Origin of the sequence: Pseudoalteromonas sp. SIMBA_162, from assembly GCF_046535955.1 — a bacterium.
GTDB lineage: Bacteria > Pseudomonadota > Gammaproteobacteria > Enterobacterales > Alteromonadaceae > Pseudoalteromonas > Pseudoalteromonas marina.
Genome location: NZ_JAWJBQ010000018.1, coordinates 42,676 through 61,005, shown reverse-complemented (window position 1 = coordinate 61,005; position 18,330 = coordinate 42,676). Strand labels below are relative to the sequence as shown.

Below are 18,330 nucleotides of genomic sequence, written 5' to 3'. Positions count from 1 at the left end.
CAGTTATTTTGCAGTTGTGTGACCTTTTAAAGTGTAAAGGGTCCGAAGTGTTGATTAGTCAGCATGGATTTTATAAAAACTTATTATGGAAGTAACTATGTCGGTATTAGTAGCAATTACAGGGCGAGATAACACAAAGTTAATAGCGCAATTACAAGCCCGATTACCCTCTACAAAAATACAGCAGTGGCCAGATTGCAATAATCTAGAAGCTATTGATTTTGTATTAGCATGGAAAGCACCGCATGATATGTGGGCAAAGTTGCCAAACCTTAAAGCGGTATCGTCATTTGGTGCGGGTGTAGACAGTATTGATTTAAATTTACTTGGTGATGACGTAGATGTAGTGCGTATAGTTGATGAAAAATTGGCACAAGACATGGCCGAATATGTACTTACCCATGTTTTAGCGCAAAAATTACGATTAAAAGAATACTTTATTAAGCAAATGCAGCACCAATGGAAGCCCAAAAGGGCTTATCAACAAAACAATGTAGGTATTTTGGGATTTGGGGAGCTAGGTAAAGCATGTGCGAAACGACTTCTTGCCAATAACTTTACTGTAAATGCTTGGGCCCATACATATAAAACCAGTAATACAGTTAATTTATTTTATGGCGAACAAGGGCTTAAAGAAATGCTTTGCAATATTGATTATCTAGTCTGTTTGTTGCCATTAACTAATAAAACAAAAGGTATTATCAATAAATATACGATTAGTATGCTTCCTAATCATGCAGTTATTATTAATGTTGCACGAGGTGAGCATGTTATAGAGGCTGATTTACTTAATGCCTTGGAAGAGAATTCGCTTCGTGCAGCAGTCATTGACGTTTTTGAACACGAACCTCTTAGTAGAGAACACCCTTATTGGCAGCATGATAAAATAACCCTTACACCGCATTGTGCTGCATTATCAGATATAAACAGTGTTTCAGCACAAATAGCAGAAAACGTCGAACGCTTGCAGCAAGGTATTACTTTAAATAATCGAATAGATAGAACGAAAGGATATTGATAAATATTTAAAGAAACAGCTTGTTAACATATGTAATTTTTATTAATGTTGTATATGTTCTCAACAAGAAAAATATAAAGAGGGTGAAATGAAAACAAATCAGGGTGGTGCTAGATTAAGCTTAATTATAATTTCTATAATAATTTTAGGCGTATCTGCTTGGTTTAATCAGCCAACTATTTTATAGAATGGCACCACAGCAGGTTTAGCGCTTGCTGTGGATTTCTCTATTTTCGTGTTTTTTATCGGCACTTTTTTTAAGTAAAACATAAGTTGCTCCACTCCCTCCATGATGCCTCTGTGCAGTATGGTATGCCAAAACCGCCGGTAACTCAGGTAGCCATTTATTTACAAAACTTTTAAGTATTCCCGGATTAGTTTTATTTTTAATTCCTACACCATGCCTAATAAGCACCACACGTACATTTTGCTGCTGACAGTCATTAATAAAATTAAAGAGCGTATTGCGTGCATTTTTAAGTAGCTGGCCATGAAGGTCTAAGGTCGCATCAACTTGATACTTTGCTAAACGTAAGTTTTTAAATACAGGGCCTTGTACTCCGTCTTTTTTAAAACTTAATATAGCAAATGGCTCAACAAGCTCTACAGACTCTGTACTTAAGTAGTTTTCATCTGTTGATAGAGTATTTTCAGCCGCTTGTCGCTTTTGTTGTTGCGCAAGTGAAGAATGAGGGCTGCTTGATAACGGTTTAATAGTATCACTGCTAATAGGGGTCACATCTTCCATGGAAGATAAAAACAAATCAAAATCAGATAAGGACATACCGAAATCTCATAATAATGTAATACGAGGCCAATATTATCTTAGTTCACCTAATTACCCAACCATTTTGATTTATACAATAAAAAAAGCCCAGCAATGCTGGGCTATAAAATATTCTAGGGGAAATTGTTAGCTCTGAGTTACATTAAGTTGCCCAAATGTATAAACCTTAAACAGGTAAAATGTATTGATCAATACCAAACTCATATTTGAAATAACACTCGACGACATAAGATCTAAGCTAAATGATAAAAATAGCAGGCCACATGCACTTATCGCAGCTACGCGCAGTAATGTTATGTGGTTAATAAAGAATGCACCTAAACCTAGTGCAAGTAGTATCGTGTTTAAAAGCCAATCTAGCTCGTTTAGCATGGTCGTTTCAATAGTTCAGTTGTTGAAAAAAGGAGCGCCATTATGGTGATCTTTTGCGCACCTTTCAACCAAGTAATTTTACATTTTTCAGATTAGTTTTATTAATGCTAAAAGTAACTTTTAATCGCTGAAATTAGACCGTCGTCAGCAATAACTTGATACTTTTGGCAGCTCTGAGGATTCTGTAAATCACTGCATAAATAAAGAGATTTGCGCTTTTCGTCAAACTTAGGATGTAAATGTGAGTCTACAAGCGTTGCACCGTATCCAAATACACCAGGCCAATAAATACTTTCGCTAACCATCCCTAATTTTTTATAGGTGAGTAAAGTTGGCTTTGGAAAAGCGATAATGATTACTGCAATAATAGCGAGCGTTATTAACAGTCCTTTTTTGGCTTTAGGTTCTTGGCTATTTAACTCTGCATCAATAGTGTGTTGTTTAGTTTGTGCCTGCCTTTGAGAGGTTGCCCGAGTTTTGTTTTTTTGTGTTGTTTTTTTTCTTGTTGGTGTTTTACCTAACAAGGATTGTTTTTTTGGTGTTTTTGACATAAAGCAGATCTGGCCTTTTTTACATAGGTCTTTATAATTCAAATAGTAAATTTATATACTAAGCTAATTATTATAATAACGTAAAGTTAGCTTATAGCCTATGAGGAATGAAGATGGACACGCAGCTATCAATTTTAATAGTGGATGACGTTAGCACGGTGCGTAGTTTTTTGAGTCAAACGCTCATGCATCTAGGGATAGACAATGTAAAGGAAGCATCTACTGCCTCACAGTGTATTAGTGAATGCCAAGCTGCAAAATACAGTATGATTTTTTTAGATATTGAGTTACCGGATGGAGACGGCAAAGAATTAATTGCACAAATCAACGAGATGAGTCCAGAAACGAATGTAATTATGGTGTCTGCGCATTCAGCTGTTGAAAATGTAAAAGATGCCATAGATAAAGGCGCTAAAGGGTTTATCGTAAAACCGTTTACACCTAAAAAAATAGCAGCCATGCTTAAAAAGTTTTATCCAGATTTAGAAATTATGTAGGCCAAAAACTTTTAAGTAAAAAAAAACCGGCAAAAGCCGGTTTTTATATTCTAACAAAAGCAAATTATAGCGCTTTGATCTTAGCTGCTAAACGGCTCTTATGACGAGCTGCTTTGTTTTTGTGGATTAGACCCTTAGTTGCGTAACGGTCTAGGATAGGTGTAGCAACAGAAAAAGCTTGCTGTGCAGCTTCTTTATCGCCAGCTTCAATAGCAACAACTACTTTTTTGAAGTAAGTGCGCATCATTGAGCGACGGCTTGCGTTGTGCTGACGGTTCTTTTCGCTAGTAATAGCGCGTTTTTTTGCAGACTTGATGTTAGCCAAGGTTTGCTCCTAACAATCTTAAAATAAAGCTTAAATTAAAGGCCGTGGAATATGCCTGTTTCTATCATGAATGTCAATTAAATTTAACTATTCAAGAAAAACTGCTCCTTATAACGAACATTAATTTGCCGCTTTAGCAGTTAATGACGCTATTGTAACAAAGCACAGACCCCCAGCCTAGTGCTTTAAAGCGATTTATAAAAAAGACTGTGGCATAATCGCGTATCTTAGGGATTTTTAAGTAGGTTTAAGGTGTCAAAAGGTTTATTTCGCTCCGGTATGATTGTTAGTTGCATGACTATGATCTCGCGTATTTTAGGGCTCGTAAGAGATGCAGTTGTTGCCAATTTACTTGGCGCAAGTGCTGCGGCTGACGTATTTTTATTTGCTAACCGAATTCCTAACTTTTTACGTCGTTTATTTGCCGAGGGCGCTTTTGCACAGGCATTTGTACCCGTTTTAAGTGAAATAAAAGAGCAACAAGGTGATGATAAAGTCAGGCTCTTCGTTGCCCAAACTGCAGGTACGCTGGGCACTATTTTATTGTTAGTCACTATTTTTGGTGTAGTGGCTTCACCGGTCATCGCTGCTTTATTTGGTACAGGGTGGTTTATTGATTGGTGGCAAGGCGGCCCCAATGCAGAGAAGTTTGAGCTGGCCAGTTCGTTATTAAAATTTACCTTTCCGTATTTATTGTTTGTAAGTTTAGTCGCGCTGAGCGGTGCGGTAATGAATGTTTACAACCGTTTTGCCGTTGCGGCATTTACCCCTGTGTTACTAAATATATCAATTATTACCTGTGCAATTTTTTTACATGACAAATTTAGTGTAGGTGCATACGCCCTAGCTATAGGTGTATTTGTCGGTGGTATTGTGCAATTGTTATTTCAATTACCTTTTTTATTCCGCGCTAAAATGTTGGCTCGCCCGCGCTGGGCTTGGCATGACGAAAACGTAAAAAAAGTGCGTAAGCTTATGCTGCCTGCATTGTTTGGCGTATCGATAAGCCAAATTAATTTATTACTAGATACTATGATTGCCTCATTACTGATGACAGGTTCTATAGCATGGCTTTATTACTCAGACAGGCTAATAGAGTTTCCGCTTGGTTTGTTTGGAATAGGTATTGCGACGGTTATTTTACCCGCACTCTCTAAATTGCATAGCAGTAAAAAATTGAGCGATTTTCAGCATACGTTAGATTGGGGAGTTCGCTTTGTAATATTTTTAGGTATACCAGCAATGGTTGGCTTAATGATAATTAGCCCACTTATAATTACGGTGTTATTTGATCATGGAGCCTTTAAAGAGGACAGTGTTGATCATGTAAAAGCGGTAAGTTTAGGTGTTGTAGCTTACTCTGTAGGGTTAGTTAGTTTTATGTTGATTAAAGTGCTCGCGCCTGGGTTTTATTCACGTCAAGATACTAAAACGCCCGTACGCATTGGTATTATAACCCTTGTGCTAAATATGGTATTTAATATTATGTTAGCCCCTTTTATAGGTTACTTAGGGTTAGCACTCGCTACATCAATGTCAGCCAGTTGTAATGCATTTTTACTTTATAGGCAGCTAAAAAAAGAAAATGTGTATCAGTTTTCTTCTATGAGTTTGCGTTTCACTATCAAGTGTATTGTTGCTAGTTTAGTCATGGGGTGTGTTACATGGTATGTAAGTAGTTACTATTTCTGGGCCTCTTGGGCTTTCGCACAACAGGTTATATTATTAATTGCCCTTGTTGTATTAGCAGGAGTTAGCTACTTTGCAATGCTCTTTTTAATGGGTGTAAGACTAAATACGATAAAAAGTGTAGCAATTACTGAATCAAACTAAAAAAAAGATTATAATCGGTAGCCTTGTGGCTTTTCCTTGATATAAGTCGTGATAATACTTGCTGAAAAAAGGCTTTAGGTGGCATGGAGTTAATTAGAGGTATACACAATATTCGCCCACACCATTTTGGATGTGTGTTAACTATTGGTAATTTTGACGGCGTTCACTTAGGTCATGCGCAAGTATTAAAAGGCTTGTTAGCCGACGCTAAAGCACACAATTTACCCAGTACGGTGTTGTTGTTTGAGCCTCAACCTCAAGAGTTTTTTGCAAAAAATAATGCCCCAGCAAGGTTAACTCGCTTACGCGACAAGTTACGTTTATTAAGTGATTTAGGCATTGAACGTGTAATTTGTATTAGCTTTAACCAGCGGTTTGCAAATATGCATGCAGAACAGTTTGTAAATGAGATACTCATAAAAAAACTCGGTGTTAAAGCGTTAACGGTGGGTGACGACTTTAGATTTGGCCAACAACGTAAAGGTAATTTTAATTTACTTGTAAATATGGGTAAAGAAGCAGGCATGGATGTACAAAGCACTGCGAGTTTTCACCAGTTAAATGCTAGAGTAAGCAGCACGTTAATACGTGAGGCATTGGCATGTGGCAACTTAGCCGATGCAAAAGTGATGCTTGGTCATAATTATGCGATTTCTGGGCGTGTTATACATGGTTGGAAACGAGGCCGTGAACTTGGCTTTAGAACTGCAAATATAGCGCTAAAGCGCCAAGTTTGCCCCGTGAATGGGGTGTTTGCTGTGCAGGCGACTATTGCAGGGAAACAGGTTTTTGGGGTTGCTAATATAGGCAATAAACCCACATTTAATGGGACACGTGCACTTCTGGAAGTTCATCTTTTTGACTTTGCACAAGACATTTACGGACAATTTATGCACGTTGAGTTGATACAAAAACTCCGCGATGAGAAAAAATTCGAGACATTAACACAATTAACGGCGCAAATAGCAACAGACGTTGCCGCCGCTAAACAGTGTTTTGGTTTAAATCAGGTAGCCGATAGAGACGGAATGTAGGATAAATGAGCGACTATAAACATACTTTGAACTTACCGGAAACACCGTTTCCAATGCGTGGCAATTTGGCACAACGTGAACCAAAAATGCTAAAAGCATGGTATGAAGACGACCTATACGGTCAAATCCGCAGCGCTAAAAAGGGTAAAAAAACCTTTATTTTGCATGACGGCCCTCCGTATGCAAATGGCGACATTCACTTAGGTCACTCAGTCAATAAAATTTTAAAAGACATTATTGTTAAGTCTAAAACCTTATCAGATTTCGACTCACCATATATTCCAGGTTGGGACTGTCACGGTTTACCAATTGAGCTAATGGTTGAGAAAAAAGTAGGTAAGCCTGGCGTTAAAGTAACTGCCAGCGAGTTTCGTGAAAAATGCCGCGCCTATGCTAAAAAGCAAGTTGAAGGTCAAAAAGTTGATTTTAAACGTTTAGGTGTGTTTGCCGATTGGGACAAGCCTTATTTAACAATGAACTTTGACTTTGAAGCGAATGCAATTCGTGTGCTTGGCCGTATTATAAAAAATGGTCACCTGCACAAAGGCGCAAAGCCTGTGCACTGGTGTACTGATTGTGGCTCTGCATTAGCTGAAGCTGAAGTTGAGTATCAAGATAAACAATCGCCAGCCATTGATGTGCGTTTTATTTTTGATGATCAAGACGCCGTAGTTAACGCGTTTGATATGGTTGAAGGGCATAAAGGTAAAGGTGATGTTGGCACTGTAATATGGACTACAACACCATGGACGCTTCCGGCCAACCGTGCAGTCGCTGTTCATGCTGACCTAGAATATGCATTGGTTCAAATTGAAGATGAAGGCGCTGAGCAGCGTTTAATTTTAGGCTCAGAGCTTGTAAAAGATGCTATGGATCGGTTTGGTTTTAATCATTACCACGTTTTAGGCTATGTAAAAGGCGCTGCACTTGAAAATTTACAGGTAGCACATCCTTTTTATGATTTTAGTGTACCGGTGATTGTTGCAGAGCACGTAACTACGGACTCAGGTACTGGTGTGGTGCATACAGCACCGGGACATGGTCAAGAAGATTTCGTGGCAGGCTTAAACTATAACCTTGAAGTTGCTAACCCAGTTGGCGCAAATGGTGTTTACTTGCCTGATACAGAATTATTTGCAGGCCAGCATGTATTTAAAGCTAACGCGAGCGTAATTGAAGTTTTAAAAGAGCGTGGCGCTTTAGTTCATCACCATGCGCTTACTCACAGTTACCCGCATTGCTGGCGTCATAAAACCCCTATTATTTTCCGCGCTACGCCGCAATGGTTTGTTAGTATGGATCAGGCTAACTTACGTAAAGATTCACTGGCTGAAATCAAAAATACGCAGTGGCTACCAGAGTGGGGTGAAAGCCGTATTGCAAACATGGTCGAAGGTCGCCCAGATTGGTGTATTTCTCGCCAACGTACTTGGGGTGTACCCATTGCTTTATTTGTTGATAAAGACACCGGTGCATTACACCCAAATACCCAAGCACTTATTGAGCAAGCTGCTGCATTAGTTGAGAAGTCAGGTATTCAAGCATGGTATGACTTAGAGCCAGAAACACTATTAGGCGAAGAAGACGCTAAACAATACATGAAAGTGCAAGATACACTCGATGTATGGTTTGACTCAGGCGTATCGCATGCGTGTGTTGTTGATGCGCGTGAAGAATTAGTAGGCCCAGCAGATTTATACTTAGAAGGGTCGGATCAACACCGTGGTTGGTTTATGTCGTCGATGATGACATCGGTTGCAATTAATGGCCATGCCCCTTATAAGCAAGTGCTTACACATGGTTTTACCGTTGATGAAAACGGCAGAAAAATGTCTAAATCGTTAGGTAACGTTATCTCTCCACAAAACGTTATGAATAAGCTAGGTGCAGATATTTTACGTTTATGGGTTGCCTCTACTGATTACACGGCAGAAATGACTGTATCGGACGAAATATTTAAACGCTCAGCAGATCGCTACCGCCGTATTCGTAACACGAGCCGTTATTTATTAGCTAACTTAAATGGTTTTGATCCTAAAACAGATCAAGTGGCTGTTGACGATATGGTTGAGCTTGATAAGTGGATTGTAGGACGTGCAGCTCAGCTCCAGGACGAAATTTTAGCCGCTTACGATAGCTACCAAATGCTATTAGTTACGCAAAAGCTGATGAACTTCTGTACGGGCGAGCTTGGTTCGTTCTATTTAGATGTGATTAAAGACCGTCAGTACACTGCAAAGAGCGACAGCCATGCACGCCGTTCTTGTCAAACTGCGCTTTACCATATTGCTGAAGCAATGACGCGTTGGATGGCACCAATTATGAGCTTTACAGCACAAGAAATTTGGGAAGCTTTACCTGGAGAGCGTAGCGATTACGTATTCACATCAGTGTGGTATGAAGGTTTACAAGCACCAACACATACCCAGTTTAGTAATGATGACTGGCAAGCAATTTTAAACGTACGTGACGAAGTGAACCGTTTATTAGAAGCGGCACGTAAAGAAGAAGTTATTGGTGCTGCACTTCAAGCAACGGTTAATTTATTTGCGGGCGAAGAGCTGGCAAACAAATTAACAGCATTGGGTGATGAGTTGCGTTTTGTACTGCTAACGTCAGCTGTTAATGTAGCGCATGTTGATAGCCAGCCTGCAGATACGCAAGAAACAGAAATTGAAGGTTTGTACATTAGTGTTGCAGCAACAGATGCCGCCAAATGTGAACGTTGTTGGCATTACAGCGACGATGTAGGCATTGAGCCTGCTCACCCAGAAATTTGCGGTCGTTGTGTTAGTAATGTTGATGGTGAAGGCGAAAAGCGTCAATTCGCTTAGGGGATGTTTTTAGTGAGCAAACTAGCCCAAAAAAGTGGTTTAGTGTGGTTATGGTTGAGTCTATTGCTTTTAGCAATAGACTTTGCCAGTAAAACACTTGTTGTAAATACTATGGCTTATAGCGAGTCTATTAATTTACTACCTGTTTTTAGTATTACCTATGTGCATAACTATGGTGCTGCTTATAGTTTTTTAAGTGATGCTGGTGGTTGGCAACGTTGGTTTTTAAGCGCAATTGCAATTGCTATAAGTGCCTTGTTGGTGTGGTGGCTAAAAAGATTACCCGCAACTAATAAAGTGTTATGTGGTGCTTACTCGTTAGTGCTTGCTGGCGCTATTGGTAATTTATACGACCGTATTGCTTACGGTTATGTAATTGACTTTATTCACGTATTTTATGAAGACTCACATTTTCCAGTATTTAACTTTGCTGACTGTGCTATTTGTGTAGGCGCGGCATTGTTATTATTTGACGCCTTTACAGGTGAGAGTCCGAAGGAGCATAAAGCATGAGCCAAGCTGTAATTGGTGAAAACTCGCAAGTTATTTTTCATTTTTCTATAAAACTTGAAGATGGCTCTGCCGCTGATTCAACTAAAGTGCACAACAAACCTGCAAAGTTAACAATGGGCGATGGCAGCTTAACGGCAAATTTTGAGAAGTGCCTATTAGGTTTAAGCGCAGGCGAAAGTAAAACCTTTGAATTAGAGCCTGAAGATGCATTTGGTCAGCCAAATCCAGATAACATTTATTATGTTGATCGTAGTAAATTTGGCGCAGAAACACCTGCGAAAGTAGGTGCTATTATTGCGTTTACTCAACCTGATGGTACAGAGCTTCCGGGCTTAGTGCGGGAAGTGCAGGGTGAGTCGGTTACTATTGATTTTAACCATCCGCTATCTGGCCAGCGTTTAACATTTGAAGTTGATATTATTGAGGTAAAAGGCTAATGGATATTTTATTAGCTAATCCACGTGGCTTCTGCGCAGGCGTTGATAGAGCAATTAGCATAGTAGAGCGCGCTTTAGATATTTTTGAAAAGCCAATTTACGTACGTCATGAAGTTGTACATAACAAATATGTTGTTGACGGCTTAAAGAACCGAGGCGCAGTGTTTGTAGAAGAATTACACCAAGTACCAGACGACAGCATTGTTATTTTTAGTGCGCATGGTGTATCTCAAGCGGTACGCTCTGAAGCCAAGCGCAGAGAGTTAAAAGTATTTGATGCGACTTGTCCACTTGTAACTAAAGTACATATGGAAGTAACCCGCGCAAGCCGTAAGGGTATAGAATGTATTTTAATTGGCCATCATGGTCACCCCGAGGTTGAAGGCACCATGGGGCAATACGACAATGATGCTGGCGGTATTTATTTAGTAGAAACCGTAGACGATGTTATTGCACTTAATGTTAAAGATGCAGAAAACTTGTTTTATTGTAGTCAAACAACGCTCTCTGTTGATGACACTGCTGATGTAATTGATGCATTACGAGATAAATTTCCTGCAATTGACGGCCCGCGTAAAGATGATATTTGTTACGCGACTCAAAATCGCCAAGATGCTGTTCGCGACCTAGCTGATAAGGTTGATGTATTATTAGTAGTTGGTGCGAAAAATAGCTCAAACTCAAATCGTTTGCGTGAACTTGCAGATAAAATGGGCACAACGGCTTACTTAATTGACGATGCTACTGATGTACAAGAACAGTGGGTTTCAAGTGCTAATTCAGTAGGGGTTACGGCTGGTGCGTCAGCACCTGAAGTGCTTGTACAGCAGGTAATAAGTCGTTTAAAAGAGTTGGGTGGAACACAAGTTGTAGAAAACCCAGGTGAAGAAGAAAATATCGTATTTGCTGTTCCTGTGGAGCTGCGTTAATCTATATAAATTAATTATTTAGATTACAAGGAGAGCTGTGATGAGCAAAACGCCTCAATCGGATGTATTGCTTTTTTCAGCTCTTTTTAATGAGCGAGGCGTGCTTGCCTCGCTTGTTGTCACTCAAGTGATTGCGGTTGTTTTAGCATTTGCTCCGCACGCTCAGGGTGATATATGGCTTAGGCTTGGAATAATTAGCCTATTTTTACATTTAATTGTTTTATCAAGTACTTCCTCGTTATATATAGCTCGGCACTTTTTACAAAAGCGTACACGTGCCCTACAACTTTCGCTCTTTTTTGTTTCTTTTTTATTATTTACCAGCCTATTCAGTGTTTTATTTTCGCGCTTTGCGTTTGATATAAATACAACTGAACACCTTATTTATTTTGTTATTCAAAATACTATTATTGTTGCATTTTTGGTTGCTTTATTTGTACAGTTTTTGCTTATATATGCTGAAAAAGAGCAACAAACTAAGGCACTTTCCCGTGCTGAGTTAGACGCTTTGCAAGCACGAATTCGTCCACATTTTTTATACAACAGCTTAAATACAGCCGCAGAATTAACGCATCACGATGCCGCAGCTGCAGAGCAAGCTATTTTAGCATTAGCTGCATTGTCACAAGCGGCAATGCGTTCAGGGCAAAGCGTGCAATTAAACGATGAGGTAACACTGAGTAAGCAATATATTGCCTTAGAAACTTGGCGCTTTGGTGAGCGATTAAAAGTTAATTGGCATATTCCCTCAGATTTACCAGCATTGAATATACCGTGTTTAACACTACAGCCATTAATTGAAAACGCAGTATGCCACGGTGTTGAAGCAAGTGAAGACGGCGCGACAATAAATGTAGAACTGCATATCACAACCGGCTATATAACAATGATTGTTTCAAACCCAATTGCAGCCTCAAAGGTGCAAACTAGGCCTAATAACGGCATGGCGCTTGAAAATATTCGTCAGCGTTTAAATATTTACTATAAAAATAAAGCGCAGCTTACTATTACTAATAGAGATGGCGTATACAGAGTGAAAGTCGTTATTCCTAAACATATTGAGAATAGCGTATGAATGTACTGATTGTTGATGATGAACCATTAGCTAGGTCGCGATTAAAACGGCTTTTAGCAATTGAAAAAAGCATAGTGATAAAAGCAGAGGCAGCGAATGGGAATGAAGCGTTAGAGCTTGCTAAAAAGTATAACCCTGATTTAATTTTTTTAGATGTCGATATGCCAGGAATGAATGGCTTAGAGGTAGCGCATAAGCTAAACAGAATGCCTTTACCACCCGCTATTGTGTTTGTTACGGCTCACCCAGAGCATGCATTAGATGCGCTGCAATTAAGTGCTGCGGGATATTTAGTTAAACCTATTACCGACCAATCTTTAAGTAAAGTGCTAGATCAGCTAGGGCGTTTAAATAAAGCGCATGTGCAAAAACAGCAATCAGCTAAAATTAGTTACCAGGTGGCAGGGGTACTAAAAAGTGTAGAGCTTGACAGCATTTTTTATTTTAACGCGCAGGAAAAATACACAAACATGGTTTTTGAAGGTGGAGAGGCCTTTATAGAGCAGAGCTTAAAACAGTTAGAGCTACTTTACCCCGCCCAGTTGTTACGAATTCATAGAAATACCTTAGTAAACAAAAGTAAGCTGCTATGTTTGAAAACACAAAATACAGGAGTACACACAATAGAACTTGTTGGTTGTAAAGAGCCGTTAGCTGTAAGCCGACGGGAACTAAAAGCAGTTAAAGATATATTAAATGCTTAGCTGTTAACCGTTTATCAACAAATCCTACCGCTTATCCTAGTAAGTATTGAATCTAAATTTTAATGCCATAAACTTACAATCAGACAATTTTTTTATTTGGTTTTGGTATGCAATCGTCTCGAACAAAATTTCAAAAAGGCTTCACACTAATTGAAGTACTTATTGCATTTATTATTTTAAGTTTTGGCTTATTAGGAGCCGTGGCTTTGCAAGCTAAAGCTAAGCAGGCAAGTTTTGATTCTATGCAGCGAGCTGCAGCTGTTGCGCTAGGAAACGATATTATTCAACGTATTCGTGCAAATGATACACCGCAATTAGTTGGGCTTTACGCTAAAACATTTAATAGTGAAACCTCTACAACAACGTCTCAAACTTGCTTCACAGCAAGCTGCAGTGCAGCGCAAGTTGCAGCTTTAGATTTAGAACAATGGAAACGCGCGATTAGAGCGCGAGAAAATACAGGCGCCTTAGATGACGCAACTGTGTGTATTAGACCAACAGCAGTTGGTGGCTCAGGTGGTAAAGCATTTAATTTAGAAGTGATTATTTCATGGCAAGGCAGACAAGAATTTACAGCCAATGATGCAACAGCCGCAATTGAGTGTGGCGAATCAGATAAAAAGCGCCGTTTAGTGGTTTTAACTAGTTACATTTACCTTAGGAGTTAAGCATGAGCATTAAGCAAAAAGGTTTTACCCTTGTAGAAATGATGATCTCGCTTTTTATAGGGGGCTTAGTACTTGGCGGCGTTATGTTCACCTACATTGGCATGAAAGTAACCACAAAAGACACCATGACCATAGGTGAGATCCAAGAGTCTGCGCGCCTTGCTATTAACATTATGCAGCGTGATATAGAACAAATTGGATTTTGGGGCACATACTACGATGACTCTTTTGTCGCAGGGAATACAACAAGGGCGACGGCAACAACTCCTGCACCAGATTGTTTTGAAGGGGCTAATAACGGGAGTTTTCCTGATTTAGCATCTTCCACTAACTTTCGAACTATTTATGCAAAGGTTGCAGAAGAGTCCAAAGAACTAAATTGCGTGAGTAACCCTGTTAAAAGTACAGATATTTTACAGCTTAAATTTTTACAAGGTAACCGCTTAACAGTAGGAGCCGCAGGAAACGAAACCCAAGCAGGTCAAAACTATTTTATTGCAGAGCAAGAAAAGGCGCAATTTGTTCGCGGCGTAGTCAATGCTGGTGCGCTAAATATTAATGCAACTGTTTGGCCTTATAGCCACCACGTTTATTACATTTCTGAGCAAACGTACAAAGTTAATAATAAAAATATTACTGTTCCTGCATTGATGAGAAAACGCTTGGTGGGGGCTAATATTTCTACAGAGACAATAATGGAAGGCGTAGAAAATATGCGCTTTGTTTTTGGCCTCGATACAAATAACGACAGCCGCATTGATACCTATAAAAGTATCAGCGATATGGAACATTCAGACTGGGAAGACCGAAAGGGTATTTTAACCGTTCAAGTATTCTTATTAATAAGAGCTTTACAAGAAGATCCGGGGCTTAAATTAAAGAACCAAACATATACCTTGGGCGAAGACGATAATAAGCGTCAGTTAACATTTAATGACAGTTACAGACGCACCGTATTTACTACCACAATTCGATTAAACAACGTTGGATCAAACTTATGGCGTATTTAAAAAGCTCACCTACAAAACAGCAAGGTGTTGTGCTTATTACTGCATTAATTATGGTAATAGCCGTCACTGGTATTGCTGTAACACTGATGAGTAGCAGCAGTATTGACGTTAAAATTACAAATGCAGCGCAAGAGCGAGAAGTCGCTGAAAACGAACTTATTGGTGAAGTGCAAAGAATGATTTCTGATGAGGCTAACAAAGGGGCTGCAAACCAGTTTTTTTTAACACCAGATGAAGTCTCACACCATTCTGGAGACAACGGTGAAGGTATGACGATTGCAACGCACGGCGATATGCAAAGTAAAATGATTAACTTAAATCAAGGTGTACTTGATTTAGAATGCCCAAGGCGCTTTAACTTCACAGCGGGTATATCGTGCAACATGGTACAAGTTGCTACTACCGTTGAATATGGATCTAAAGCAAAGCATTCACTCACAATTGTGACAGGTGTAGCACAAGAAATGGCTAGTATGAGTAAGGGAATTTAAGATGAATTTTAAATTAAACAAAGTGCTAGCGGCATTACTTGGCTTAGCAGTCAGTGCAACAGCAAGCGCAGAAGACATTGAGTTATATGTAAATCATGATGTGGACCTTGATGAAAAACCCCGTGTTTTACTCATTTTCGATACCTCCGGAAGTATGGCTTTTTCATCTACTAATGGCAATGACTGTGGTTTTAATGAAAGTACTAATTTATTCATTCATTGTCCTGATAGCCGTCTATCAGCTGCAAAAACTGCAATGAAAAAAGTAGTTAATGATAATGAAGAGATTGACTTTGGTTTAATGCGTTTTGTAGGGACATCGGGGGGCTATGTTGTTGAAGGTATAGGGAGCCCACACTCAGATATAACTTCATCAATTGATAGTTTGCCTGCCGATGGTGGTACGCCCTTATCTGAAACTCTTTGGGAAGCATATCTTTACATTACAGGCGGTAGTTTAGAATATGCAGAACCAGTAGAACGATCAAATAGAGATACGGCAATAGAAAACGAGGTATTAACTGGAAGAGAGATTGTCCGACGGTGTAATAGAAGAGGATGTTGGTACGAGTGGCAAAATACTTACAGCTATAATTATATTTCTCCTTTTGCAGACTCAACAGCAGAGGCAAAACGTTGTGATAATTCAGTAAACATTATCTATATGACCGATGGTGATCCTTCTCCTAGGTATGTTTATGACATTTATGGAAGGCGTTACATCAATGATAATAGCGATAACGCTAGTGATAGTTCAATAAGTGACGCCCATAATGATTTTTTCAACACGCCCTTAGTTGAGAGTGATTATGTTTATGATAATTACCTGCACCAATTGGCTAAGGTAATTCACGGTACTCGTGATACAACAGTTGATTTGTATCCATCAACGCCTGATATCCATGAAACTGGACGCCTATATACGATAGGCTTTGGTTCAGGTATGAGTGAGGATGGACAAGAATTATTGCGTCAAGCCGCTCAATTAGGTGGTGGTGAAAATTTACCGGCTAGTACACCAGATCAACTTTCGGCATCATTAAACAGCGCAATTGCTCGCATTCGAGAGGTAAACGATAGTTTTTCATCCCCTTCAGTGGCCAGTAATAACGTAGACCAAACAAGAAGCCGTGACGCTATTTATTTTGCAATGTTTTATCCAGAAACTAATACTCGTTGGGGCGGCAATTTAAAAAAATTAAAAGTGTCTGGGAGCCAAATTGTTGACTCTACAGGGACCAACGCACTTGACTCAAATGGTTTAATTGATACGGATGCAAAAACCTTCTGGTTACCTTCTGGGCAATCAGCGGACGGTAACCTTGTTGCGCAGGGCGGTGTGAATTATCACTTGAGTAGTTTAACAGGCAGTGATTTGGAAAACCGCCGTAAAATATATACTGATAAGCAAGGAGGTATTGTCAGGTTTACTTCATCTATAGTTAATGAAGTTTTAGACTTAGTTCCAGATAACTCTATTTTATTATCGGATTCTGATATCAAATGGACTATGGGAATAGACGTTGATGATGAAGATAGTGACAACAGTACTACAGATCAAAGGCAAAATATTTTTGGCGACCCGCTTCATTCTAAACCTGTTGCATTAGATTACGGTAATAATGATATTCGTATTCTAATTGGCACTAATGCCGGTTTCTTACATATGTTTAAGGATGATGATGTTAATAACACAGTAAGTGAAAGCTGGGCTTTTATTCCCTCTGAACTTTACGACATAATAAAACCCTTACGCACCAAAGAAACGGGTAAGAAATATGGCATGGATGGCCCTATAAGCGTTTACTTTAATAACAAAAGCTTAAACAGCGATGGGTTAAATGATGGAATTATTGACGCCAGTGGGGACGATAAAGTTTGGGCGTTTGCGGGTATGCGTCGCGGTGGAGAAAACTACTATGCGCTTGATATTACCAACCCAGATGAGCCTAAAAAACTGTGGGATAACCCAATTGAAGGCGGCAAAGGTCAATTTCAAGAGCTGGGGCAAACATGGTCTAAGCCGCAGATTGCTTATATTAAAGCATTTGGTGATAAACCATTACTTGTATTTGGAGCAGGATACGACACAAATAAAGACGCGGTTATTAAAAGTGAAGATAGTGTAGGCCGAGGCATATACATTGTTGAGGCCGAAACCGGTAAACGAGTGTGGGCCTTAACGCCTAACATTAATGGGTTTAAGGGCAAGCACAGTATTGCTGCAAATATTACCACGTTAGATTCTGACTATGATGGTTATATAGACAGAATATACGCAGCCGATACAGGCGGTGATGTGTGGCGTATAGATATGCCCGGCACAAACACCAATGATTTTAGCCATTTTAAACTGGCAGAACTTGGCAGTAACAAAGCAACAGAAGACAGACGCTTTTTTTACAAGCCACTTGTTGCGCGTACTATTTACAGTAAAGTATCAGAAACAACGATTAACGGTAAAAAAGTGATTACACGTTTGGATACACCGTATGATGCAATAGTTATAGGCAGTGGTAACCGCTCTAAACCAACGGGTACAAACGAGCAAGACCAACTCTTTATGATAAGAGATGAAAACACAGTTACACAAACGTTTAAAACTAACGCACCAGATACAATTAAACCAGATGATTTAATGCTGATGAATTCAGACCCGTTTGGTAATGCACTTGATGATGTGGACGATTTTGTAGATCTAGAAATAGATTTAGCAAAATTCAATGGCTGGCGTTATGAGTTAGGCACAGGTGAGAAGTCACTTGCCGCTTCAACGGTAGTGGGTGGTGTTGCGTACTTTACTAGCTTTACTCCGGCGTCAGATTCATCAACAGAAAACCAATGTTCGCTTAGTGGCGGGGGAGGCTCATTGTATGCTTTCCACCTCCATTACGGGACAAAAGTGTATGACGACCTGAAATTTTCAACCAGTTACGATGTACCAGATACACCGCAACTTTACTTTGGAGAAGGTCCTTCATGTGCGGATGGTAATGGTGATGGTAAGTGCGATGACAATCCAACATTATCTGTAACACAAGAAAGTCAATTTTACCTTATTGGACCGGGTATAAAAGGGGAAAATGCACAAAACCCAATGAAGCCAGTGGAGATCACAGGCCCAGGTTTAAATGTGGTTGATGGTAAAGTGCAGCTTGTTAACCCTGATAATACATTAGGCTTTGGATTTAGAACGCAGCAAACGTATATCTATAAGCGTGAAGAAAATGATGAAGTTGGAAATTAAGGACC

At 39.5% G+C, this 18,330-nt stretch carries 18 protein-coding genes; 14 read left to right on the top strand and 4 right to left on the bottom strand.

The annotated features are described in order from the left end of the window. Nucleotides 1-97: 97 nt before the first annotated feature. A complete protein-coding gene (locus R0J88_RS13890) occupies nt 98-1,018 on the top strand; it encodes a 2-hydroxyacid dehydrogenase (RefSeq protein WP_410900197.1) in 921 nt (306 codons plus the stop codon). A gap of 205 nt (nt 1,019-1,223) precedes the next feature. Here the strand turns inward: R0J88_RS13890 and smrA are convergent, their stop codons facing one another. From smrA to R0J88_RS13875, 3 genes are all read right to left on the bottom strand, one after another. After that, nucleotides 1,224-1,802: a DNA endonuclease SmrA gene (gene smrA, locus R0J88_RS13885; RefSeq protein WP_410900196.1), complete on the bottom strand. Its 579-nt coding sequence runs from the start codon at nt 1,800-1,802 to the stop codon at nt 1,224-1,226. A 129-nt stretch (nt 1,803-1,931) separates the two neighbouring features. Beyond that, on the bottom strand, nt 1,932-2,177 hold the full coding sequence (locus tag R0J88_RS13880; protein WP_006792771.1) for a hypothetical protein: 246 nt from the start codon (nt 2,175-2,177) through the stop codon (nt 1,932-1,934). Nucleotides 2,178-2,284: 107 nt separating this feature from the next. Then, nucleotides 2,285-2,728, bottom strand: coding sequence for a hypothetical protein (locus tag R0J88_RS13875; protein WP_410900195.1), 444 nt, complete (start codon nt 2,726-2,728; stop codon nt 2,285-2,287). Between the two features lie 113 nt (nt 2,729-2,841). On the opposite strand from R0J88_RS13875, the gene R0J88_RS13870 reads away from it, so the two are divergent. Then, complete coding sequence (locus R0J88_RS13870) at nt 2,842-3,225, top strand: response regulator (protein WP_006792773.1); 384 nt, start codon at nt 2,842-2,844, stop codon at nt 3,223-3,225. 64 nt (nt 3,226-3,289) lie between these two features. Here R0J88_RS13870 and rpsT read toward each other — a convergent pair whose 3' ends face one another. Then, on the bottom strand, nt 3,290-3,550 hold the full coding sequence (gene rpsT, locus R0J88_RS13865; protein ID WP_006792774.1) for a 30S ribosomal protein S20: 261 nt from the start codon (nt 3,548-3,550) through the stop codon (nt 3,290-3,292). Between the two features lie 294 nt (nt 3,551-3,844). On the opposite strand from rpsT, the gene murJ reads away from it, so the two are divergent. From murJ to R0J88_RS13805, 12 genes are all read left to right on the top strand, one after another. Then, nucleotides 3,845-5,383 carry a murein biosynthesis integral membrane protein MurJ gene (gene murJ, locus R0J88_RS13860; RefSeq protein ID WP_410900194.1) on the top strand — a complete coding sequence of 513 codons (1,539 nt, stop codon included), beginning with the start codon at nt 3,845-3,847 and terminating at the stop codon, nt 5,381-5,383. Nucleotides 5,384-5,466: 83 nt separating this feature from the next. Continuing rightward, nucleotides 5,467-6,417 (top strand): bifunctional riboflavin kinase/FAD synthetase, encoded by a 951-nt coding sequence (gene ribF / locus R0J88_RS13855; protein ID WP_410900193.1) that lies wholly within the window; start codon nt 5,467-5,469, stop codon nt 6,415-6,417. Between the two features lie 5 nt (nt 6,418-6,422). Continuing rightward, nucleotides 6,423-9,251 (top strand): isoleucine--tRNA ligase, encoded by a 2,829-nt coding sequence (ileS, locus tag R0J88_RS13850; protein ID WP_410900192.1) that lies wholly within the window; start codon nt 6,423-6,425, stop codon nt 9,249-9,251. A 12-nt stretch (nt 9,252-9,263) separates the two neighbouring features. After that, nucleotides 9,264-9,764 (top strand): signal peptidase II, encoded by a 501-nt coding sequence (gene lspA, locus R0J88_RS13845; protein ID WP_010555931.1) that lies wholly within the window; start codon nt 9,264-9,266, stop codon nt 9,762-9,764. Further along, on the top strand, nt 9,761-10,201 hold the full coding sequence (gene fkpB / locus R0J88_RS13840; RefSeq protein ID WP_008132561.1) for an FKBP-type peptidyl-prolyl cis-trans isomerase: 441 nt from the start codon (nt 9,761-9,763) through the stop codon (nt 10,199-10,201). Before lspA ends, fkpB begins: the two co-directional genes overlap by 4 nt. Then, the gene (gene ispH / locus R0J88_RS13835; RefSeq protein ID WP_039036604.1) at nt 10,201-11,130 is read left to right on the top strand and encodes a 4-hydroxy-3-methylbut-2-enyl diphosphate reductase; all 930 of its coding nucleotides are present in this window, start codon (nt 10,201-10,203) and stop codon (nt 11,128-11,130) included. Before fkpB ends, ispH begins: the two co-directional genes overlap by 1 nt. 40 nt (nt 11,131-11,170) lie before the next feature. After that, nucleotides 11,171-12,205, top strand: a complete 1,035-nt coding sequence (locus R0J88_RS13830) for a sensor histidine kinase (RefSeq protein WP_276753776.1) — start codon at nt 11,171-11,173, stop codon at nt 12,203-12,205. After that, complete coding sequence (locus R0J88_RS13825; protein ID WP_276753778.1) at nt 12,202-12,909, top strand: LytR/AlgR family response regulator transcription factor; 708 nt, start codon at nt 12,202-12,204, stop codon at nt 12,907-12,909. Before R0J88_RS13830 ends, R0J88_RS13825 begins: the two co-directional genes overlap by 4 nt. A 107-nt stretch (nt 12,910-13,016) precedes the next feature. Continuing rightward, on the top strand, nt 13,017-13,577 hold the full coding sequence (pilV, locus tag R0J88_RS13820) for a type IV pilus modification protein PilV (protein ID WP_276753780.1): 561 nt from the start codon (nt 13,017-13,019) through the stop codon (nt 13,575-13,577). 2 nt (nt 13,578-13,579) lie between these two features. Then, entirely contained in the window at nt 13,580-14,587 is a 1,008-nt protein-coding gene (locus R0J88_RS13815) for a PilW family protein (protein WP_410900191.1), read from the top strand. After that, nucleotides 14,575-15,078: a hypothetical protein gene (locus tag R0J88_RS13810; protein WP_008132549.1), complete on the top strand. Its 504-nt coding sequence runs from the start codon at nt 14,575-14,577 to the stop codon at nt 15,076-15,078. The genes R0J88_RS13815 and R0J88_RS13810 overlap by 13 nt, the downstream gene beginning before the upstream one ends. A gap of 1 nt (nt 15,079) precedes the next feature. Continuing rightward, nucleotides 15,080-18,325 (top strand): PilC/PilY family type IV pilus protein, encoded by a 3,246-nt coding sequence (locus tag R0J88_RS13805; protein WP_410900190.1) that lies wholly within the window; start codon nt 15,080-15,082, stop codon nt 18,323-18,325. Nucleotides 18,326-18,330 lie beyond the last annotated feature (5 nt).